Origin of the sequence: Endozoicomonas sp. G2_1 (assembly GCF_017744155.1) — a bacterium.
GTDB lineage: Bacteria > Pseudomonadota > Gammaproteobacteria > Enterobacterales > Alteromonadaceae > JAGHQT01.
In genome coordinates this window covers 91,246-109,049 of record NZ_JAGHQT010000006.1, presented here as the reverse complement: position 1 = coordinate 109,049, position 17,804 = coordinate 91,246, and the positions used below count along the sequence as shown (strand labels likewise).

Sequence of the window (17,804 nt, the reverse complement as noted above, 5' to 3'; positions counted from 1 at the left end):
CAGGTATTTGGAGAAAAATTAATGTCTAACAATATAAAAATATACAGTTTTCCATTATCAGGCCACGCTCACCGAGTTGAGTTATTTGTTGGCCTTGCCAATATCCCACATCACGTCGTAAACCTTGATTTAGCAGCAGGTGAGCATAAGCAAGACGACTATTTAGCCCTTAATCCGGCCGGCCAAGTGCCAACAATTGTCGACGGTGAAACTGTCATCAGTGATTCTAATGCCATACTTGTCTACTTAGCCCGCAAATACGCACCGCAGTTTTTACCAACAGAGCACGAATTAGAAGCAGAAGTTCAAAAGTTTTTAACTTTAGCAGCAGGCGAGTTGGCATTTGGTCCGGCGGCAGCGCGTTTGATAACTGTGTTTAATGCACCGCTGGATCCAGACCACTGTCAGACGGTCGCAACTAGGTTGTTTAATAAGCTTGAACAACATTTGGAAAACAAGGTGTTCTTAGTCGCTGAAAAGCTCACTATCGCCGATGTTGCGCTTTATAGTTACAGTGCCCATGCACCTGAAGGCAATGTTTCATTACATCAGTATACTAATGTGCGGCGATGGCTTAAAACAATTGAAATGCAGCCGGGCTTTAAAGCCATGCCAACAACGCAAGTTGGTTTACTGGCAAGCTAAGACTATCACGGTAATAAACACCATCATTTAGGCAGGGTAGAAACATGACAAAACAAATGCAAAACGACATTAACTCTATTGAGTCACGGTTTCACCATGGCGAACAACAAATGCAAGCACGAGCAGGAAAACGCGAACAAGCGGAACAAATAGGCGCGCGGTTTATCAGAGACTACATGCCTGACCAGCATCGTGACTTTTATCAACAACTGCCGTTTATTGCCGTTGGTAGTGTTGACAGCCTAGGCTGCGTCTGGGCGTCCATTGTTTGTGGTCAACCGGGTTTTGTTCAATCACCAACTTCAACCACGCTTGCTTTAGCACAAACAATATTTGCTGACGATCCATTAAAGGCTAACTTAACTGTTGGTGCGCCGCTTGGTTTTTTAGGAATAGAACTTGAAACTCGACGGCGCAATCGTATTAATGGTTGGCTTGAATGGCAGAGCCAGCGCTACTTTCAGGTAAAGGTTGAACATGCATTTGGCAACTGTCCTAAGTATATTAAACGTCGGCAAGTCAGGTTTACAAACCCAGACAATCTTGGCAATCAAGTCATTAGTAGTAATGTAATAAGCGAGTTTAACCAAACGCTACAACAGTTGATTGCGGGTGCTGAAACTTTTTTTGTCGCCAGCTATTTGAAAAATGAGCAAGGCGAAGCAAAGAGTGTCGATATTTCCCATCGCGGCGGCGACCCCGGCTTTATTGCTTTGGAAGACAATGGCTTTGTAGTACCTGATTTTCCCGGCAACAATCATTTTAATACCTTGGGCAACTTTCTACTAAACCCTAACGCTGGCGTAACCTTTGTTGATTTTACTAATGGCGATATTGTCATGCTTAGCGGCCGTGTCGCGATATTGGAAAAATCGCAACTTCCCTCGGCTTTCACCGACAATTACCGACGCGCCTGGCGTTTTACGTTCGAACAGGGCATTGTACTTAACAAGGCGATGCCATTTACCTTCGAAAACATCTAATGACCTATTTTTCAAAATTTAACGAGAGGATAATATGACTAGTGAGCAACGCAATACGACATCTGATGTCGCAGAACAACGACACCCTTTGCCGCCTTTTAACGAACAAAGCGCTAAGGAAAAAGTGAGACTTGCAGAAGACGGTTGGAACGGCCGAAACCCAGAGAAAGTAGCTAAAGCCTATACCTTAGACACCAAGTGGCGAAATCGCTCAACTTTTGTTACTAATCGCCGTGAAGCGCAAGAATTTTTAACCGCGAAATGGCAAAAAGAGCTCGATTACCGCTTAATTAAAGAACTTTGGGCTTATACCGACAATCGAATTGCGGTTAGATATGCTTACGAGTGGCGTGATGACAGCGGTAATTGGTATCGCTCTTACGGCAACGAAAACTGGGAGTTTGATGAAAATGGTTTAATGAAAAATCGTCACGCCAGTATTAATGACCTACCGATTAAAGCCTCTGAGCGCAAATTCAACTGGCCACAAGGTCGCAGGCCCGATGATCATCCGGGGCTTTCTGAGCTAGGGTTGTAACCGTTAAGTTTAATTGCATCAGCTGGCAATACATTTATCTAGTTGCGTTTGCCAGCTATCGCAGACATCACGAGCAATAATTTCAATTCTGCTTTCAAGACAATCATCTAATTCTAACATGTGATGACCATCTTCCGTGTTATTAAAGCCCCAAACACCTTGCTTTGTAATAAAAACAGCCTTAACACGTATTGCAGCTATTGAACGAATAAAACTATCGAGTTTATCTCGGTCAAAGATTAACTCCGGGCTAAAGCGCCAGCCAACACTTTGGTAGCCTTCGCCTTGGTTAAGTGCTTTTATATAACCAGCTTTTGGCAATGGTTGATCACTGGCAAGTGCTTTGTTAGCTTTGTCCTGATGGCTGTGATTTTTAGGCGAACACTGATATGCCGTTTTACCGTTTAGCCAATTGAGTTCTAGTGCACCGTACTCTGTGTAATACAAAGGTTTATTATTGTATTGGTGCTCTTTAAGATATTGTTGCAACGTTTGTTGCTGCTGCGCGTTTGCTAAATCAGATTTATTGGCAACAATTGAATCGGCAATACGAATTTGCTGATTAAACGTCTCATGCTCGGTATAACGGGTGTCACTAAAGTGTCTGGCATCTACAAGTGTAATGGTTTTTTCTAAGCTAAGAACGGTTTGATAATATTGATTCGATAGTACTTGCAGTACTTCAATTGGATGACCAAGGCCCGTCGGCTCAATCAGGAGGCGGTCGGGTTTTGCCTGATTTAACAGTAAGTTCAGGGCGATTTGCATTGGTAATCCCGAGGCACAACACATACAGCCGCCAGGCACTTCCTTAATAAAAACGCGTTGATCTTTTTCTGTTCTGCCAGAAAACAAGCTACCGTCAACGCCTATTTCGCCAAACTCGTTAACTAGTATTGCCCAGCGCTCGCCTTCAGGTTTTTGTTCTAATAACTTTAGAATTGCTGACGTTTTACCGGTCCCCAAAAAGCCAGTGATGATATTGGTTGGTACGGCTAATATTTTATCTTCAGTCATCAATTATACAATCAAGTAATCGCAAGGTTAGCGGTGCTAGGAGAATAACTTATAATAAAGCGCCAGCGTTATTCGGCTGGTTGTTCTGGACAAGGACACGACGTTTTACGCTGACATAACGTAAAGTTGCGGGTATGTGCCCAGCTGACAATGACAGCACCTACAACTGTTAGTATTTTCTCGCCTGCTTCTCCTAATAGGTGTTCGCCCAATAATAACGCTAATACTAAACAAACAATACCTAACGCGCCATAAAGCAGAAAGTCTTTGCGACCGTGCTTTTTACAACCAAGCGTTAGTGCGTAAAGGCTGGTTGGAATAACCGCAAGTACCATCCACAGGTGAAAGGTTTCACCTTCCATTGGCAGGGCAGTAACACTTGGCAATAACACGGCAAGTAATGGAAATGCCAAGCAGTGCGCGACGCAAACCATAGAAAAACCAATGGCGAGTTTATCGCCAGAAATTGGTAACAACTTCATAAATATACCTGTAAATCTCGTTTGTAAAATTTGAATTAATCAATAAAATCAAGTGTTAAAAGTAGCCGCTTGGCATCATCAGCAACAGCCGGTGAGCGATGAACAAGACCTGCACCTTCGTTGTTATACCAAGTTTCACCTTTGAGTAGAGCAACATCACCAATATTGAGTTCTTGAATATCAGTTAGGTGTTGATAAATGCCTGATTGCTCATCTGACACTCCTAAACTACCTGCGCCAAGCTTAGTGCGGTCGACACTTTCATGCGGCAACCATTGGGTAGCAACGCCAAAAAATGTCGAGACAAGACGGCACGGCACTCGATCAATGTGAAATTTAGGACACATGGCCCGATCTAACTGGGTTAAGCGTATGCCAACTCGCTTTAATTCAAATAAGGTGGCAAACATATCAACCAAGGTAGCAATATGCTGGCAAAACTCGGGAAACTTCGCGAACGTTGGATTTTGTTCAACAAAAGCATTTGTTACATCTTCTGGGCTTGAGGTCACTACCATACGTAAGTTAGGGCACTCTGCTAATAATCGTTCAACACTATTGGTTAAATCAGGTGTCATAGAACCTTGCCAAACGGCAATATTGACGTCATCTTGATAGATATCGGTAAGCACAGAAGCTGATGTGCTTACTGCTGCTCTTTTCGTCACTAATGCAAAACTGTTGTCTTGAAGGGCTGTCGACGCCATTGAATTACCTCGTTGCTCAAGCAAAGAAATGGAAAATAAGGCTATTATTTAAACAAAGCGTTTAAACTAAAAGGCTAGCTGTGCACAGTTGTTGACCAATTGAACACAATAGCTATTCATCCTAGCAATTAACGTGAGTATAATAATGTTATAACATAACTTTTGTAAAGTTGAATCAATTAAGAAATAAGGTTTGAACGGTCGACATAACAGGAATTAATCATCAGCTAACGTCGATGCTCATCTGAACTATTCTTGAATTAGGTAAACAAACCAACGACAAGAACAAGAAGTAAAACAAGAGAATTTAACTATGGTCACGAGAAGACAATTTTTTATTGGCGCAGGTTCATTGGCATTTGCAGGCTTAGCGACAAGTGTTTTGGGCAGTAAAGCAAACATATCAGCAATGACTATTTCATCTGGTTACGGGCCGCTAATGCCCGATCCTAAGAAACTGATTGATTTACCTAAGGGTTTTAGCTACCGCGTGATATCCCAATTGGGTGATGCAATGTCTGATGGTCTTCAAGTACCCGATCGCGCTGATGGTATGGGGTGTTTACCATTAGCGAATAATCGCGTTGCACTTATTCGAAACCATGAATTACAGCCGAAACATTTGGCAAAGTTAGCGAGTTCATTACAACATCATAAAACTGATCTCGCTTACGATAAAAACGCTGATGGCGTTGCCTTACCTGGCGGCACCACGACGTTAGTTTATAACACTGATACCGGCGAAGTAGAGCAACAGTTTGTCAGTTTGGCGGGCACCATTCGAAATTGTTCAGGAGGGGTGACTCCTTGGGGCAGTTGGTTAACCTGTGAAGAGTCAGTTGATCGAGCAGCTGTTGACTCAAACAGTAAGGGTTTGACTCAAGATCATGGTTATATTTTTGAAGTTCCCGCAAATGCCAGTTCGTTAATAAAAGCTAAACCGCTCAAAGCGATGGGACGTTTTAACCACGAGGCGGCTTGTGTCGATCCTAAAACGGGTATCGTGTACCTGACCGAAGACAGAGGTGATAGCTTGTTTTATCGTTTTGTCCCGAAAAAGTTCGGTGACTTAGCGCAGGGCGGCCAGCTGCAAGCACTAGCGATCAAAAACATGGCTAAATTCGACAGCCGAAACTGGCGTTCAAATGAAATGCCGCTGGCTAAGTGGTTTGACGCAAGCTGGATTGATCTCGATGATGTCGAGAGCCCGAAAGATGATTTGCGAGAGCGCGGCCATGCACAAGGAGCAACCTTGTTCGCTCGTGGTGAGGGCATCCATTGGGCTGATGGGGAACTTTATTTTTGTTGTACCAATGGTGGCAACGCCCAACTTGGCCAAATTATGCGTTATCAACCATCGAGTAACAGTAGTAAAGATGACGGTGGGCGCATTCAATTATTTTTAGAGAGCGATGATAAAAGCCTATATAATTTTGGTGACAATTTAACCGTTACTGATAAAGGCCATTTAATCGTTTGTGAAGACCAGTACACTGATGTTGTCGATAACCATCTCAGAGGCGTGTCACCTGATGGCCAAGTTTATAATGTCGCTAAATTACATCGTCAAACCGAATTAGCAGGTGCTTGTTTTTCTCCCGATGGCTCAACCTTGTTTGTTAATGTATATTCGCCTGCGAAAACGCTTGCTATCACAGGGCCTTGGCAAAATATTTAATCTGGTTCTGTCTGTAGCCTAGCTCGAATATATGCTACCAGCTTAGTTTATACATTATTTTGTACACGGAGCTGGTGCACTTATCTATTCTTCAGGCTTCGCTGATTTAGTCTTTATCTTTGTAATACTAGAGCGCTTTCAATCACTTATTGAAAATCGATATACTCAAGGCTTTTCCCAACCAGATTTTTTTATGAAGATATCAAAAATCATTTGTCTGTTATTTGCTACTTGTTCACTCAACTATCAGGTAGCAGCACAAACACACGAGCAATTTCCTAAGGTTATCGACAGTAAAAGCGCTTATGTGTTTTATACCCACGGTTATATTGTTGAAGGTAATAACGCAAAACCGGCTCACCCAAGGTGGGGCGTTTATGATTTTCCCGCAATTAAAAAGCAACTTTCAGATCCAAGCTATCAACTCATTGCAACCCATAGGCCAGCTAACGCTGATCCATTTGTTTATGCTAAAAAGCTTGCCAAACAAGTCAATTCACTGATTGAACAGGGCGTTCAACCAAATCAAATCTCTTTAGTGGGTTTTTCTCGAGGTGGGTTTATTACCGCATTGGCCGCCAGTTATCTAAAAAATAAAGAACTCAATATCGCTATTTTAGCGGCTTGCACAAGTGCTTTGGGTCGAAATAAAGACGTCGTCGTTTACGGGAATTTATTGTCTATTTACGAAACCTCAGATAGCGTAGGCTCTTGTAATAAAGTGGCTGAACGATCGAGTGATAATGTAAAGTCTTATCGTGAGATAGCGATATCAACAGGTAAAGAACACGGGGCATTTTATCGGCCAATTGATGAATGGTTACAGCCCGTAAGAGCTTGGTTGCAGAAAAACAGTCGTTAGCAGCACCTCAATTATCCGAAGCCGATGTTATAAAACCGAAGTTATTTAGCTTTATTTATGAAAAAAGGGCTTATTTCTATAAAATAAGCCCTTTCGTTTTATCGCTATTTAACGGATAAATAACTGGTTAAAAGCTACCTCGAACACCTAATGCAATACTGCGGCCTGGTCTTGGCGCAATATCTTTTAAGAATGAGGTGTGTACTCTCGCTTCTGTGTCAGTCAGGTTAGTCACTTTTAAGTAAGCAGTAATATCTTGATTTAGCCATTGAAAGTCGTAAGCAATATTTGCTTCAACTAATGTATAGCCATCAGTAGCCGTTTCGTTGGCTGAAATACGGTTTTGACTTTGATAACGAGTGATATCTAAGTGAGCACTAAAGCGTTGGTCTTGGTAACTTAATTGGGTACCAAAACGAAGCGGTGGCGTGCGGGGTAAATCGCCGCCGTTTTTAACACGAGCACGGACAAAGTCTGAAAACAAGGTTGCTTTAAAGACGTCTGTTGCTTGCCATGCAATTTGTGCTTCAAAACCGTTTAAAATGACATCATCGGTTTGGAAAACAAATATTGGTAGCTCACCTCCGTGCTCATGTCCGTCTTCACCCTCGTGTTCGTGATCTTCTTCGCCTTCGTGTCCATCGCCACCTTCTTCGTGATCATGACTAAATTCAGCAAACAGGTTAGTTGCTGTTTGATAATAGTAATTATCAATTTGGTTATAGAAAGCGTTGAATACAAAACCTACGTTACCTTGCTTTTTGCGCAAAGTTAAATCGATATTGTTTGCGGTTTCGAGTTCTAGTTCATTTGCTGAACGCTCGAACGCTAAATGTTCTCTGTCGAGTTCAAATAAGGCGCCGACCTCGTACGTACGAGTACCAATATGTGGACCAAAAGATAGTAATTCTGTCGCTGAAGGTGCGCGTTCAGAGCGAGAAAGCGAAAGGCCTAAGTTATAGTCTTGGCTAAAATCCCAAACAATACCAGCAGACAAACTCACCGGTGTAAATGTTTGGTCAAAATTGAAGATTTGATCTACGCCTTCTTCGTGGTGCTCATCTTCATCGTGATGTTCTTCACCCTCGTGGTCGTCTTCGTCATGACTGTGTATATCAAGGGCAGGTAATAACACTTCATTTGAACTAATCTTAACTTGTTCGATACGTGCACCGAGCTGAAATAAGAAGTCACCCATGCGCTTTTCTTCCATTACAGCTAAAGCAAGTGTTTGGCTACTAGACGGTGGTGTAAAGGCTTCTTCGCCTTGGGCAGAAATATCACTGTTTTTATAGTGAAAACTTAAGCCACCCGTCCAACCTTGGTACTCTGCGTGCAAGACATCTAATCTAACTTCTTCAGACTTATTCTTGAATGTGGTGCCAACGGCACCGTTTTCTATTTCAACGTGTTGATAGTCTGTAAAGGCACTGCGAAAATTAATTTTTTCGATACCGTGACGGTTAATATCTACCTCGCTCAAGAGTTGTACGCGGGTTTGCTCTAAATCAGCAAATACGCGCTCTGCTTCTTCGGCTTCATGCTCGTGGTCTTCACCTTCTTCCTCTTCACCGTGACTGTGGCCCGGAATGCCGTATTCTCGGTTAAAATGCTCAACCGCTAGACCAACAAAACCACTGTCAAACAAATAGCTTGAACCAAGTGTAAAGCCGTTTGATTTTTCATCACTGTTGGCAACAGTTGGCTCTTCATTGTCTGGGATTTCGTAATCGTTCGCTTCTCGCCAATAGCCATCTGCATAAAATGCAACATTGTCGGCACCAGTATTAAGATTAAAGGATGCGAGCTTTTGATCATTTACCGACGCTGTTTCTAGTAACCATTCTCCGCGGGTTTCTGTGCTAGTCGGCACGCGCTGGTCGACAACGTTAACAACCCCACCAATAGCGCCACTGCCGTAAAATAACGTTGCTGGACCGCGCAATACTTCTATTTGCTGAGCTGTTGACGCTTCCGAGGCCACTGAGTGATCTGGACCTACTCTAGAAACGTCACTGACATCTAAGCCATTTTGGGCAATCAGTACTCTTGGACCACTTAAACCGCGAATAATTGGCGTACTTGCCACGTTAGCGTGGAAACTGGTGTGAACCCCTGCGAGTTTCTCTAAACTGTCACCGAGCGTCGCGGTTTGCTGGCGGCGAAGGTTTTCACCTGCAATGACGTTAACTGGCGCCGCTGATTCCATTACTGACATATGCAAAGGTGTCGCGACGATATCGATAACTTCGATAGGGGAGCGCTTTAAATTAACCTGAATATTGGCGTTTTGCTGTGAAGTTAGCACAACCGTTTGATGTAAATGAGCAAAACCAGGTGCGAAAATATGTAGCTTATTCTCACCAGTCGTTAAGTGTTCAATTGAGAAACGACCGTTTTCATCTGTTTGGACAGAAACTTTATCTTTTGCGATTTCTATCGTTGCATTGCTTAGGGTATTGCCGTTGTTGTCATAGATAACACCGCTAATGGTTTCTGCGTTTAGCCCGCTTGATAACAATGCCGTAGCCAATGCAAGCTGTAGTTTAGTTTTTTTTGAGTGGAACATGTTTTGTCTTTATAATGTGGATGGTATTTATATAAATATCGCCTAGTTGTTATGTTATAACATAACACAAATTAAATCGTTGAACAATAAATTCCCAACCAAATACAAATAGTTATTATTCATGATGTTTTAGTGGCGAAAAAACGATGATTTTTACGTATACCAGTAACAACTGCTTTATTGTCAGCGCCGTTTAAGACACCTAATTTAATAACTATTCGACTAATAAAGGGCAAATACTATGACTCAGTTAACGATTATTGCGAATATTATTGCCAAACCAGAACACGTTGAGTTGGTCAAACGTGAGCTTTTGGCACTAATATCAAAAACCGTTGCGGAACCAGGTTGTCTCAATTACGACTTACACCAAAGTAATGAGCATCCAGAGCAATTTCTATTTCATGAAAATTGGCAGTCGAGAGCCTTGTGGCAGCAACATATGGCATCAGACCATATTAAGGCATTTGGTAAAGCTGTCGATGGCGCAATAGCATCTAGCCAGATTACAGAAATGACAAAAATTGTCGAATAGCCATTATCAACACTATTCCGTTAACGTAACCACATACTCAACAACCGAGAAGGACTCAAAGCAGAGGTTATGATCAACGATATGAGCGAAGTTAATATAAACGCACTTCGAAGCACAACGTTAATTTTCTTGGTTTCACGATTGAGTACTTGAAACCTGTAAGTTAGCAACAAGTGCGCTCACTGGGTGTTTAACACGTTTGCCTGCAAAGCGTTTAATCTGGCTTCGGCAAGAAAACCCCGTCACCAGTGCTTGTTCATGTTCAAGCGGCTCAATTTTGCGTTGCCAACTCATTTCATATAGGGCTTTTGAATACTCGTAATTGCTTTTCTCATGGCCATAGGTGCCCGCCATTCCGCAACATCCAACAGCTTCAAGCTCGAGAGCTAAATCAAAATGGGCAAATATCGCTTGCCATTGCTGTTCGCTTTTTGTCAACGCCGTTTTTTCAGTGCAATGACTAAATAATCTGTAGGTAAAAGGGCTGTCGTGCTGGTGATTAAGTTTAACGTTTATATTTGGCAAATTGGCTTGCAACCATTCGTGGGCTAGTAAGACATTAAAGTTACCACGCTGTGTTTGCAGTATTTGCTGGTATTCGTCGCGATAGCAAAGCACGGTTGATGCGTCTAAACCAATCATAGTTAATTTCAAGTCGGCAATTTGATTGAGAAATGCCGCTGTCGTTTTCGCGGTGCTAGCAAATTTAGTCAAAAAGCCTTTGACATGCTGAGCCTTGCCGTTTGGGTAAAACGGCAATAGCAACGGTTTAAAGCCAAGCTTTTTGACCAAAGTCATTAAGTCAACAACCGCTTCAGCCTCATAAAATGAGGTGAAAGGATCTTGAACAATGCAAACATATTGGTCTCTCTCTGACTGACTTAACAATGTTAAATGATTGAAATCAAATTGCTCAAAGCCGTTTTGGTGGCATCTCTGCGCCAGTGTTGGTACGGAAAGCCGTGGAGTATCAATATAACCAATAGTGCGTTCTGAAAATGCGCGATACCAGCTACTCGACAATACTTTATTGCTGATAACTGGCGCTTTCGCCATGAGTGGTGTCAGTTGCTCTACGTTTGCTACCAAATGGTCGCTAACTGGTCTAGGGTATCTGCTGTGATAAAGCTGAATAAAACGCGATCTAAAATCCGGCACATTGACCTTAATCGGACATTGGCTAGCGCATGCTTTACAGGCCAAACAGCCCTGCATGGCTTCCATGACTTCATGGGAAAAGTCATCATCAGTTGATGAACTAAAGCGATTTTTTACCTTGTTAAGTAACTTTTTCACCGACCAATTTTGAATGTTTTGCTCAATAGTTAATATATCCACGCCTTGGTGCTCGAGTAGCCTTAGCCACTCGCGCATCAGGCCAGCTCTGCCTTTAGGAGATTGTCGGCGGTCACGCGTTACTTTGCTAGAGGGACACATTGGCGAATTTTCATCGTAATTGAAGCACAATCCATTACCGTTGCAAGACAGCGCAGCATCAAAAGACGATTTAACCTCGATCGGTATTTCTCGATCAAAATTACCTCGCTTTTTAGCATCAACAGACACCAGTTTTTCGTTACTATCCAGTGGTGTGCAAATTTTACCGGGATTCATTTTATTACTTGGGTCAAAGGCGGTCTTAATTTTTCTCAACTCTAAAAACAGCTGCTCACCAAAAAATTCAGGCCCATACTCGCTGCGGTAACCTTTACCGTGTTCACCCCACATTAAACCACCGTATTTGGCGGTTAATGCAACAACTTGGTCAGACACTTGTCGCAGGAGTTTTTCTTGTTCAGGGTCGCACATATCTAATGCAGGTCTTACGTGCAATACTCCGGTATCAACATGGCCAAACATGCCATAGTCGAGCTGATTGGCATCTAGTAGGGCTCTAAACTCGGCAATAAAGTTGGCCAGATTTTGTGGTGGTACAGCGGTGTCCTCAACAAACGCTAATGGTTTTTTATTGCCTTGAGTATTACCGAGTAAGCCAACCGCCTTTTTACGCATAGTGTAAATGTTACTGATACTTTGTTGATCTGATGTAATTTGATACCCGATCACACCTTTGTTGGCGCTAATTTCGCGCTCTAGCTGGGTGGTAAGCTGTTGTATATGGTTATCGAGATCGCTTTTATCATTGCTGTTAAATTCAACCATATTAATACCTTCCATAGTTTTGCCATCGACATCGCTGAGCAAATCGCTGACCGTATGCCAAACCAAATCAGCCTTGGCAAGGTTTAATACTTTACTGTCGATAGTTTCAACTGAGGTCGCTTTGGCAGATACCAAAAATGGTGCATGTCGCAGGGCAGAGTCAAAACTGTCGTATTTGACGTTAATTAGTACTTTGAACTTGGCTATCGGGGTTAAATTTAATTTTGCCTGACAGACAATCGCTAAAGAACCTTCAGAGCCAGTAATAATTCTGCTGAGATCAAAGGAGGATAAGTCCTTGTTAAAAACGTTTTCTAAGTCATAACCCGTTAAAAAGCGATTTAATCGAGGAAACTTTGCCAAAATTTGCACTCGGTTATCAAAACAGCTATTGAGTACTTGTTTGATAATTCGACCCGACGAGTTGTTTTGCTGGGACTTTTTTCTCGCTTGTTCGATGCTCATCGGCTCGGTATCGAGTATATCGCCATTGGCAAGTACAGAGCGCAACGCCACAACATGGCCTGACGTTTTACCGTAAACTAGTGAACCTTGACCTGAAGCATCTGTGTTAATCATACCGCCAATTGTCGCGCGATTGCTGGTGGATAAATCAGGAGAGAAAAAGACACCGTAAGGTCGTAAGTAATCATTTAATTGGTCTTTAACAACGCCAGCTTCCACTTTAACCCAGTTTTCTTCGAGATTAATTTCAATAATCCGATTCATATACTTCGATAAGTCGATAACAATGCCCGGCGTCAGGCTTTGACCATTGGTACCAGTGCCGCCGCCGCGGGCACTAAATTTTATATCAGCGAACTTTGGTTGATTAGCCAAAATCGTAACGGTTTGAACATCTTTAGTATTGCGAGGGTGTAGCACTAACTGAGGTAATTGTTGATAGATACTATTGTCAGTTGCAACAGCCAGCCTGGCGCTGTATTGGCAGTTTATTTCACCTTGGAATTGGCTTCGTTGCAGACTATTGGCGAATTCTTGGTACAGCGGATTTATCAGTTCTGAATGTGCTATTTTAGGCAGCATGTTGTGTGATATTCACTTGGCTAACGAGAGCTCGATTGTAACATCAATAACACAGTTAGTGTTATAATATCACACTTGCAGGCCTATGAATTTGTTATTAGCGCGCTTTACCTCAATTACATCGTCAAAGCTTAGGCTTTTATCAATAAAAATGCCGAAGACTATTAAAACAGATCTTCGGCATTTTTGGCGCTTAAATTAATTGGTCAGCGATTAAAACGTCACTGTCAACCAATCTTTGTTATCGCTAAAGTAAAGCGTGCGTACTTGGCCGCGGCCTTCAATATTCACCATATTGATTTGCGTTGGCCAAAGGTCTCTTAAGGCACCGTTGTATAACTTAATGCCTTTTAAGTCCTTTGGTAGTTTAGTTTCTTGGTAAACCCAAAAGAACTTACCGTCTACTTCAAAACCAACACTGCTCATGGTCAAAGGTTTATCAGACAAGCTTTTCGCCAAAAATTGCTTCGCGACGTAATCGGCAAACTGTTGTTGTGTTTGCTTAGAGTCAAGAATGTCGGCGTGCTTGTCAAACAAGGCTTGTACCGCGTGTTCAGTATCGTGCAAATAAAAGCGATGCATCACTTCTAAGTGGCCTGAACGCTTGTTAAATAATACTGTGGTTTCAGCTGCTTTTTGTTGGTGAGCAAAACTGTTTTGACTCACCAAAGCAAATACAGCTACAAGTACAAAAAGTAATTGTCGCACCATTATTTACCTTTTTTATCCTTATTTTCTTCTTTGTCTTCGTCTTTTTTCAGCTCAGTTTTAATGTCGTGCATAATGTCACGACGCACTTTCGCTGAGCTCTTCTTCGCTTTGTATGCTTCAACGCGAGAAGGGATGATGCGACGCGGATAGTAGTTATTTTCTACGTCAACATCGGCAGTTTCCCAACCTGGATCTACAGCAACACTAACCAGCTCTTTGTTCTTGTCGGTAACAACTAACTTGCGCACTTGCTTAGGCGTTCGGCGCCAGATTTCCGCTGGAATATACTGGCTTTCTTTGGTGCCATCGGCATAAGTAAGCTCAAGTAAAATCGGCATAACTAAACCGCCTAGGTTCGAAAACTCTAAGACGTAGTAGTTATTGTCTTCTTTTACTGCACGCTCTAAAACTTTGCGTTCCCAAGGTTTTAAATCTTTTAAGAATTTCTGGTATTTGTTGCGCTCTTTGTTAGTGACAGTAAAACGGTCGTTTTCATCGTAGAAGTCGCGGATATCAGGGTTGCGATCAATCCATAACTCTTTGCCTGCGGCTTTGTTGCGCTCAACAAATAATGAAGAAGGCTTATCAGCTTCAATATCGCGTAAACGGGCGAAATCAATGTCTGGATTGTGCGTATCTAAGCGCATTTTATAAACGCGATCGATTGAAATATCGACGTGATCAGTTGAGTAGAACCAGCCGCGCCAAAACCAATCGAGATCAACACCAGAGGCTTCTTCCATTGTGCGGAAAAAATCAGACGGTGTCGGGCGTTTGAACTGCCAACGCTCTGAGTATTCTTTAAAAGCAAAGTCGAATAACTCGCGACCTAAGATGACTTCGCGAAGAATATTTAAAGCTGCCGCGGGCTTGGTATAAGCATTTGGACCTAAACGCAAAACGCTGTCTGACTGGGTCATAATTGGTACTTGGTTTTGTGACTTCATGTAACCGACGATGTCACGCGGCTCAACACCCCACGGAATATTTGGATCCCATTCACGACCGGCAACACCATCTAAGAAGCTGTTTAAGCCTTCGTCCATCCAGGTCCATTGGCGCTCGTCAGAGTTGACGACCATAGGGAAATAAATGTGGCCGATTTCATGGATAACAACGCCGATTAAGAAACGCTTTTCTGCTTGCGAGTAGGTTCTTGAACCGTCATCACGCAGTTCAGTACGCGGGCCATTGAAGGTAATCATCGGGTATTCCATACCACCTACTGGGCCATTAACCGATTGTGCCGTTGGGTATGGGTAATCGAATGAAAAACGCGAGTAAACTTCCATGGTATGAATAACTGACTCAGTAGAGTACTTCTTCCACAAGTCGCCGCCTTCTTTCGGATAGAAAGACATCGCCATCACGAATGGCATATCGTCGCCACCTTGTTGGTAGCCTTTGGCGTCCCACATAAATTTGCGCGATGAGGCCCAAGCAAAGTCACGAACGTTGTCAGCTTTAAACTTCCACGTTTTGCGCTTGTTTGTGCCGGCTTTTTCGTTCTCTAACGCTTCTTTTTCTGTCACAACGAAAACAGGGCGCTTAGCGGTTTTAGCTTGTTCAAGGCGCTTGCGCTGAGTTTTAGTCAAAACATCTTTCGGGTTAGTTAACACACCGGTAGCACTTACGATGTGGTCCGCTGGTACGTCAATTTCTACTTCGTAATCACCGAATTCTAGGGTGAATTCACCGCGACCTAAAAACTCTTTGTTGGTCCAAGCTTCGTAATCTGTGTAAGCGTGCAGGCGAGGGAACCATTGAGCCAGTAAGAAAATGTCGTTACCGCCTTTACGGGCGTCATCTTCAAAGTGCTCGTAACCAGAACGCGCCGAGACAGCGTCTTCTTCGACAATGTTAAAAGCAAAATCAATCGAGAAGTCAACACTGTCGCCTGATTTTAGCGGCTTAGGTAAGTCGATACGCATTTGTGTACCAACGACAGTAAAGCTGAGCTTTTTACCGCGACTGTCTTTAACTGCGCTAATTTCGTAACCTAATTCGTTATCAGCCATAAATTGCTGACGACGAAGTTCACCTAAACTCAGTTTAGCTGGCTTTTTGGCATCACCCGCTTCGGTTTTAGGACCACGACGACCAATACCACCAAAGTTGCTAGCAACATTGGCCATTGAGTCTTCTTTAAAAATGTTTTGATCAAGCTGAACCCACAAATACTTTAATCTGTATGGTGAGTTGTTTTGATAAGTGATTTTTTCACTACCGCTTAAACGGCGCTTGTTTTCATCAAGTGACACTTTGATTTTGTAATCAACTTTTTGCTGCCAGTAGTTTTCACCTGGCTCACCAGCGGCGTTGCGGTAAACGTTTGGCGTTGGCAATACTTCTTCAAGTTGACGGAATTTGTCTTCAAAGTCACCTTTTGTTTGTTTTATTGCAGTTGCGTGGACTGATGTCGCTACTGTAAGCGGCAAAAGTATCGCAAGTGCACTTTTTAAATTTATCATTAGGGCTTTAGTCTCTTCTTGTTATAAAAATTTGAAACACATTACTGACATTAGATCAGCGATTGTGCGGCAAATCAGTTCTGTCTTATCTGTCGTTTTACCGTGATTAAAATTGTTAACGTGTTAGTGTACTCCCTGTTATATCTTCTTGGGTAGCGTGCCAATTGTTATGAACATTCGCTACGTAAATTTAACTTTGCGAAAGGTATTAATGGTTGCTGGTAAGGCAGCGAATATCGTTAACAATAAAATGCCAATGAATATAGCAACCAACTCATAAGTAAAAATATTATTGTCAATGATAACGCCGTAGGCCGATAAAATGTATTGCTGCGCGCCGAATAGCGAAAAATACACGCCAAATATCGCCAGTAACGCACTTATTAACGTGATTAACACCGCTTCTAGTTCAATAAGTGAACAAATAAAAAATGGCGACGCTCCGACCATTCTCAATAGTTTTATTTCCTCTTTGCGCTGATCTATTGAAGACAGCAACATAGCGCTGAGCCCTAAGGTTGCCGATACCACCACCACAATGGATATTAATCGCAGCGACTTTTCTAATATTGCCAGCGCTTGCCATAATTCGGCTAATGCAACACCCGGCAGAATAGCCAATAGTGGCTCGCTCCTGTTAGTGTTTATTTGTCTTTGCATACCAAACACTTGCATTCGAGATTTTAAACCAACCAATACCGCAGTTATAGCGCTAGGCTCAAAATTTCCACCGTTAAACAGGCTGTTAGCCGATTTGCTGGCAGATGAGTGAATAGCTTCAATTCCTTTTAAGCTAGTGTGTATAGTTTCATCAATGGGGGTGCCAGTTGGTTCAAGAATACCAACGACCCTAAACGGAAAACGATCGTGCTGGTGAAAGCTGGTTTTACCGATACCGTGAGCAATAATGATAGATTGCTGTAATTGATAATTTAGTTTTTTCGCGACACTGGCACCTAAGACAATCTCATAAGTGCCCTGAAACTCACGCCCCTCTGCAAATGCAAGGGCTTGGTTGTCGCGGTACCTAAAGTGAACAAAATAATTTTGGTTAGTACCCAGCACGCGATAGCCTTGGTGGGAGTCGCCCAGTGAAAGTGGGATTGTCCACGCGACTGCTTTGTTTTGTTCGATGTTTTGATATGACTGCCAGCTCATATTATTAGTCGGTGAACCAATACGAAACACCGAGTACAACAGCAAGTTAAGCTGACTTGTGCGAGCACCAACGATAAGATCTATGCCAGAAACACTGCTCGCAAAACTGTTTTTCGCCTGCTTGCTAATGTGTTCTACACCAATAATCACCATCATACTGACGGTGATGGCAAAAACGGATATCAATACCGAGCCTTTGCGTGCCCTCAAACTCTGACAGGCTATCTTAAAAAACATG

At 42.7% G+C, this 17,804-nt stretch carries 14 protein-coding genes; 6 read left to right on the top strand and 8 right to left on the bottom strand.

What is annotated here, in order from left to right; all coding sequences use genetic code 11:
* The first annotated feature begins 21 nt into the window (after positions 1–21).
* Genes J7384_RS09500 through J7384_RS09490 form a run of 3 tightly spaced genes read left to right on the top strand, consistent with a single transcriptional unit; the run spans position 22 to position 2,166 of the window.
* Positions 22–645 (top strand): glutathione S-transferase, encoded by a 624-nt coding sequence (locus J7384_RS09500; protein WP_209113397.1) that lies wholly within the window; start codon positions 22–24, stop codon positions 643–645.
* Between the two features lie 44 nt (positions 646–689).
* A complete protein-coding gene (locus tag J7384_RS09495) occupies positions 690–1,628 on the top strand; it encodes a pyridoxamine 5'-phosphate oxidase family protein (protein WP_209113395.1) in 939 nt (312 codons plus the stop codon).
* 34 nt (positions 1,629–1,662) lie between these two features.
* A complete protein-coding gene (locus J7384_RS09490; RefSeq protein ID WP_209113393.1) occupies positions 1,663–2,166 on the top strand; it encodes a nuclear transport factor 2 family protein in 504 nt (167 codons plus the stop codon).
* An 18-nt stretch (positions 2,167–2,184) separates the two neighbouring features.
* On the opposite strand, the gene J7384_RS09485 is transcribed toward J7384_RS09490, so the two are convergent.
* From J7384_RS09485 to J7384_RS09475, 3 genes are all read right to left on the bottom strand, one after another.
* Positions 2,185–3,183 carry a GTP-binding protein gene (locus tag J7384_RS09485; protein WP_209113391.1) on the bottom strand — a complete coding sequence of 333 codons (999 nt, stop codon included), beginning with the start codon at positions 3,181–3,183 and terminating at the stop codon, positions 2,185–2,187.
* 68 nt (positions 3,184–3,251) lie between these two features.
* A complete protein-coding gene (locus tag J7384_RS09480) occupies positions 3,252–3,665 on the bottom strand; it encodes a MerC domain-containing protein (protein WP_209113389.1) in 414 nt (137 codons plus the stop codon).
* Between the two features lie 35 nt (positions 3,666–3,700).
* On the bottom strand, positions 3,701–4,372 hold the full coding sequence (locus J7384_RS09475; protein WP_209113387.1) for a DUF1826 domain-containing protein: 672 nt from the start codon (positions 4,370–4,372) through the stop codon (positions 3,701–3,703).
* A gap of 313 nt (positions 4,373–4,685) precedes the next feature.
* Here J7384_RS09475 and J7384_RS09470 point away from each other — a divergent pair, with 313 nt between their 5' ends.
* Positions 4,686–6,050 (top strand): alkaline phosphatase PhoX, encoded by a 1,365-nt coding sequence (locus tag J7384_RS09470; protein ID WP_209113385.1) that lies wholly within the window; start codon positions 4,686–4,688, stop codon positions 6,048–6,050.
* A gap of 193 nt (positions 6,051–6,243) precedes the next feature.
* Positions 6,244–6,912 carry a hypothetical protein gene (locus J7384_RS09465; RefSeq protein WP_209113383.1) on the top strand — a complete coding sequence of 223 codons (669 nt, stop codon included), beginning with the start codon at positions 6,244–6,246 and terminating at the stop codon, positions 6,910–6,912.
* A 127-nt stretch (positions 6,913–7,039) separates the two neighbouring features.
* Here J7384_RS09465 and J7384_RS09460 read toward each other — a convergent pair whose 3' ends face one another.
* Entirely contained in the window at positions 7,040–9,481 is a 2,442-nt protein-coding gene (locus J7384_RS09460; protein WP_209113381.1) for a TonB-dependent receptor, read from the bottom strand.
* Positions 9,482–9,722: 241 nt separating this feature from the next.
* Here J7384_RS09460 and J7384_RS09455 point away from each other — a divergent pair, with 241 nt between their 5' ends.
* Positions 9,723–10,016, top strand: a complete 294-nt coding sequence (locus J7384_RS09455; RefSeq protein WP_209113379.1) for a putative quinol monooxygenase — start codon at positions 9,723–9,725, stop codon at positions 10,014–10,016.
* Between the two features lie 135 nt (positions 10,017–10,151).
* Here the strand turns inward: J7384_RS09455 and J7384_RS09450 are convergent, their stop codons facing one another.
* The 4 genes from J7384_RS09450 to J7384_RS09435 all read right to left on the bottom strand — a co-directional run bounded on the left by J7384_RS09450 (position 10,152) and on the right by J7384_RS09435 (position 17,803).
* The gene (locus J7384_RS09450) at positions 10,152–13,226 is read right to left on the bottom strand and encodes an FAD-binding and (Fe-S)-binding domain-containing protein (RefSeq protein ID WP_209113377.1); all 3,075 of its coding nucleotides are present in this window, start codon (positions 13,224–13,226) and stop codon (positions 10,152–10,154) included.
* 213 nt (positions 13,227–13,439) lie between these two features.
* Positions 13,440–13,937: a DUF6702 family protein gene (locus J7384_RS09445; RefSeq protein WP_209113376.1), complete on the bottom strand. Its 498-nt coding sequence runs from the start codon at positions 13,935–13,937 to the stop codon at positions 13,440–13,442.
* Complete coding sequence (locus tag J7384_RS09440) at positions 13,937–16,408, bottom strand: M1 family metallopeptidase (protein WP_209113374.1); 2,472 nt, start codon at positions 16,406–16,408, stop codon at positions 13,937–13,939. The genes J7384_RS09445 and J7384_RS09440 overlap by 1 nt, the downstream gene beginning before the upstream one ends.
* Before the next feature lie 180 nt (positions 16,409–16,588).
* A complete protein-coding gene (locus J7384_RS09435) occupies positions 16,589–17,803 on the bottom strand; it encodes an ABC transporter permease (protein WP_209113372.1) in 1,215 nt (404 codons plus the stop codon).
* Position 17,804: the final 1 nt, after the last annotated feature.

Bases quoted from the DNA above. Each gene is read 5' to 3' on its own strand.
- J7384_RS09470 (WP_209113385.1), top strand. From the start codon at position 4,686: ATGGTCACGAGAAGACAATTTTTTATTGGCGCAGGTTCATTGGCATTT.
- J7384_RS09490 (WP_209113393.1), top strand. From the start codon at position 1,663: ATGACTAGTGAGCAACGCAATACGACATCTGATGTCGCAGAACAACGA.
- J7384_RS09480 (WP_209113389.1), bottom strand. From the start codon at position 3,665: ATGAAGTTGTTACCAATTTCTGGCGATAAACTCGCCATTGGTTTTTCT.
- J7384_RS09485 (WP_209113391.1), bottom strand. From the start codon at position 3,183: ATGACTGAAGATAAAATATTAGCCGTACCAACCAATATCATCACTGGC.
- J7384_RS09440 (WP_209113374.1), bottom strand. From the start codon at position 16,408: ATGATAAATTTAAAAAGTGCACTTGCGATACTTTTGCCGCTTACAGTA.
- J7384_RS09465 (WP_209113383.1), top strand. From the start codon at position 6,244: ATGAAGATATCAAAAATCATTTGTCTGTTATTTGCTACTTGTTCACTC.
- J7384_RS09445 (WP_209113376.1), bottom strand. From the start codon at position 13,937: ATGGTGCGACAATTACTTTTTGTACTTGTAGCTGTATTTGCTTTGGTG.
- J7384_RS09455 (WP_209113379.1), top strand. From the start codon at position 9,723: ATGACTCAGTTAACGATTATTGCGAATATTATTGCCAAACCAGAACAC.
- J7384_RS09450 (WP_209113377.1), bottom strand. From the start codon at position 13,226: ATGCTGCCTAAAATAGCACATTCAGAACTGATAAATCCGCTGTACCAA.
- J7384_RS09435 (WP_209113372.1), bottom strand. From the start codon at position 17,803: ATGTTTTTTAAGATAGCCTGTCAGAGTTTGAGGGCACGCAAAGGCTCG.
- J7384_RS09495 (WP_209113395.1), top strand. From the start codon at position 690: ATGACAAAACAAATGCAAAACGACATTAACTCTATTGAGTCACGGTTT.
- J7384_RS09460 (WP_209113381.1), bottom strand. From the start codon at position 9,481: ATGTTCCACTCAAAAAAAACTAAACTACAGCTTGCATTGGCTACGGCA.
- J7384_RS09475 (WP_209113387.1), bottom strand. From the start codon at position 4,372: ATGGCGTCGACAGCCCTTCAAGACAACAGTTTTGCATTAGTGACGAAA.
- J7384_RS09500 (WP_209113397.1), top strand. From the start codon at position 22: ATGTCTAACAATATAAAAATATACAGTTTTCCATTATCAGGCCACGCT.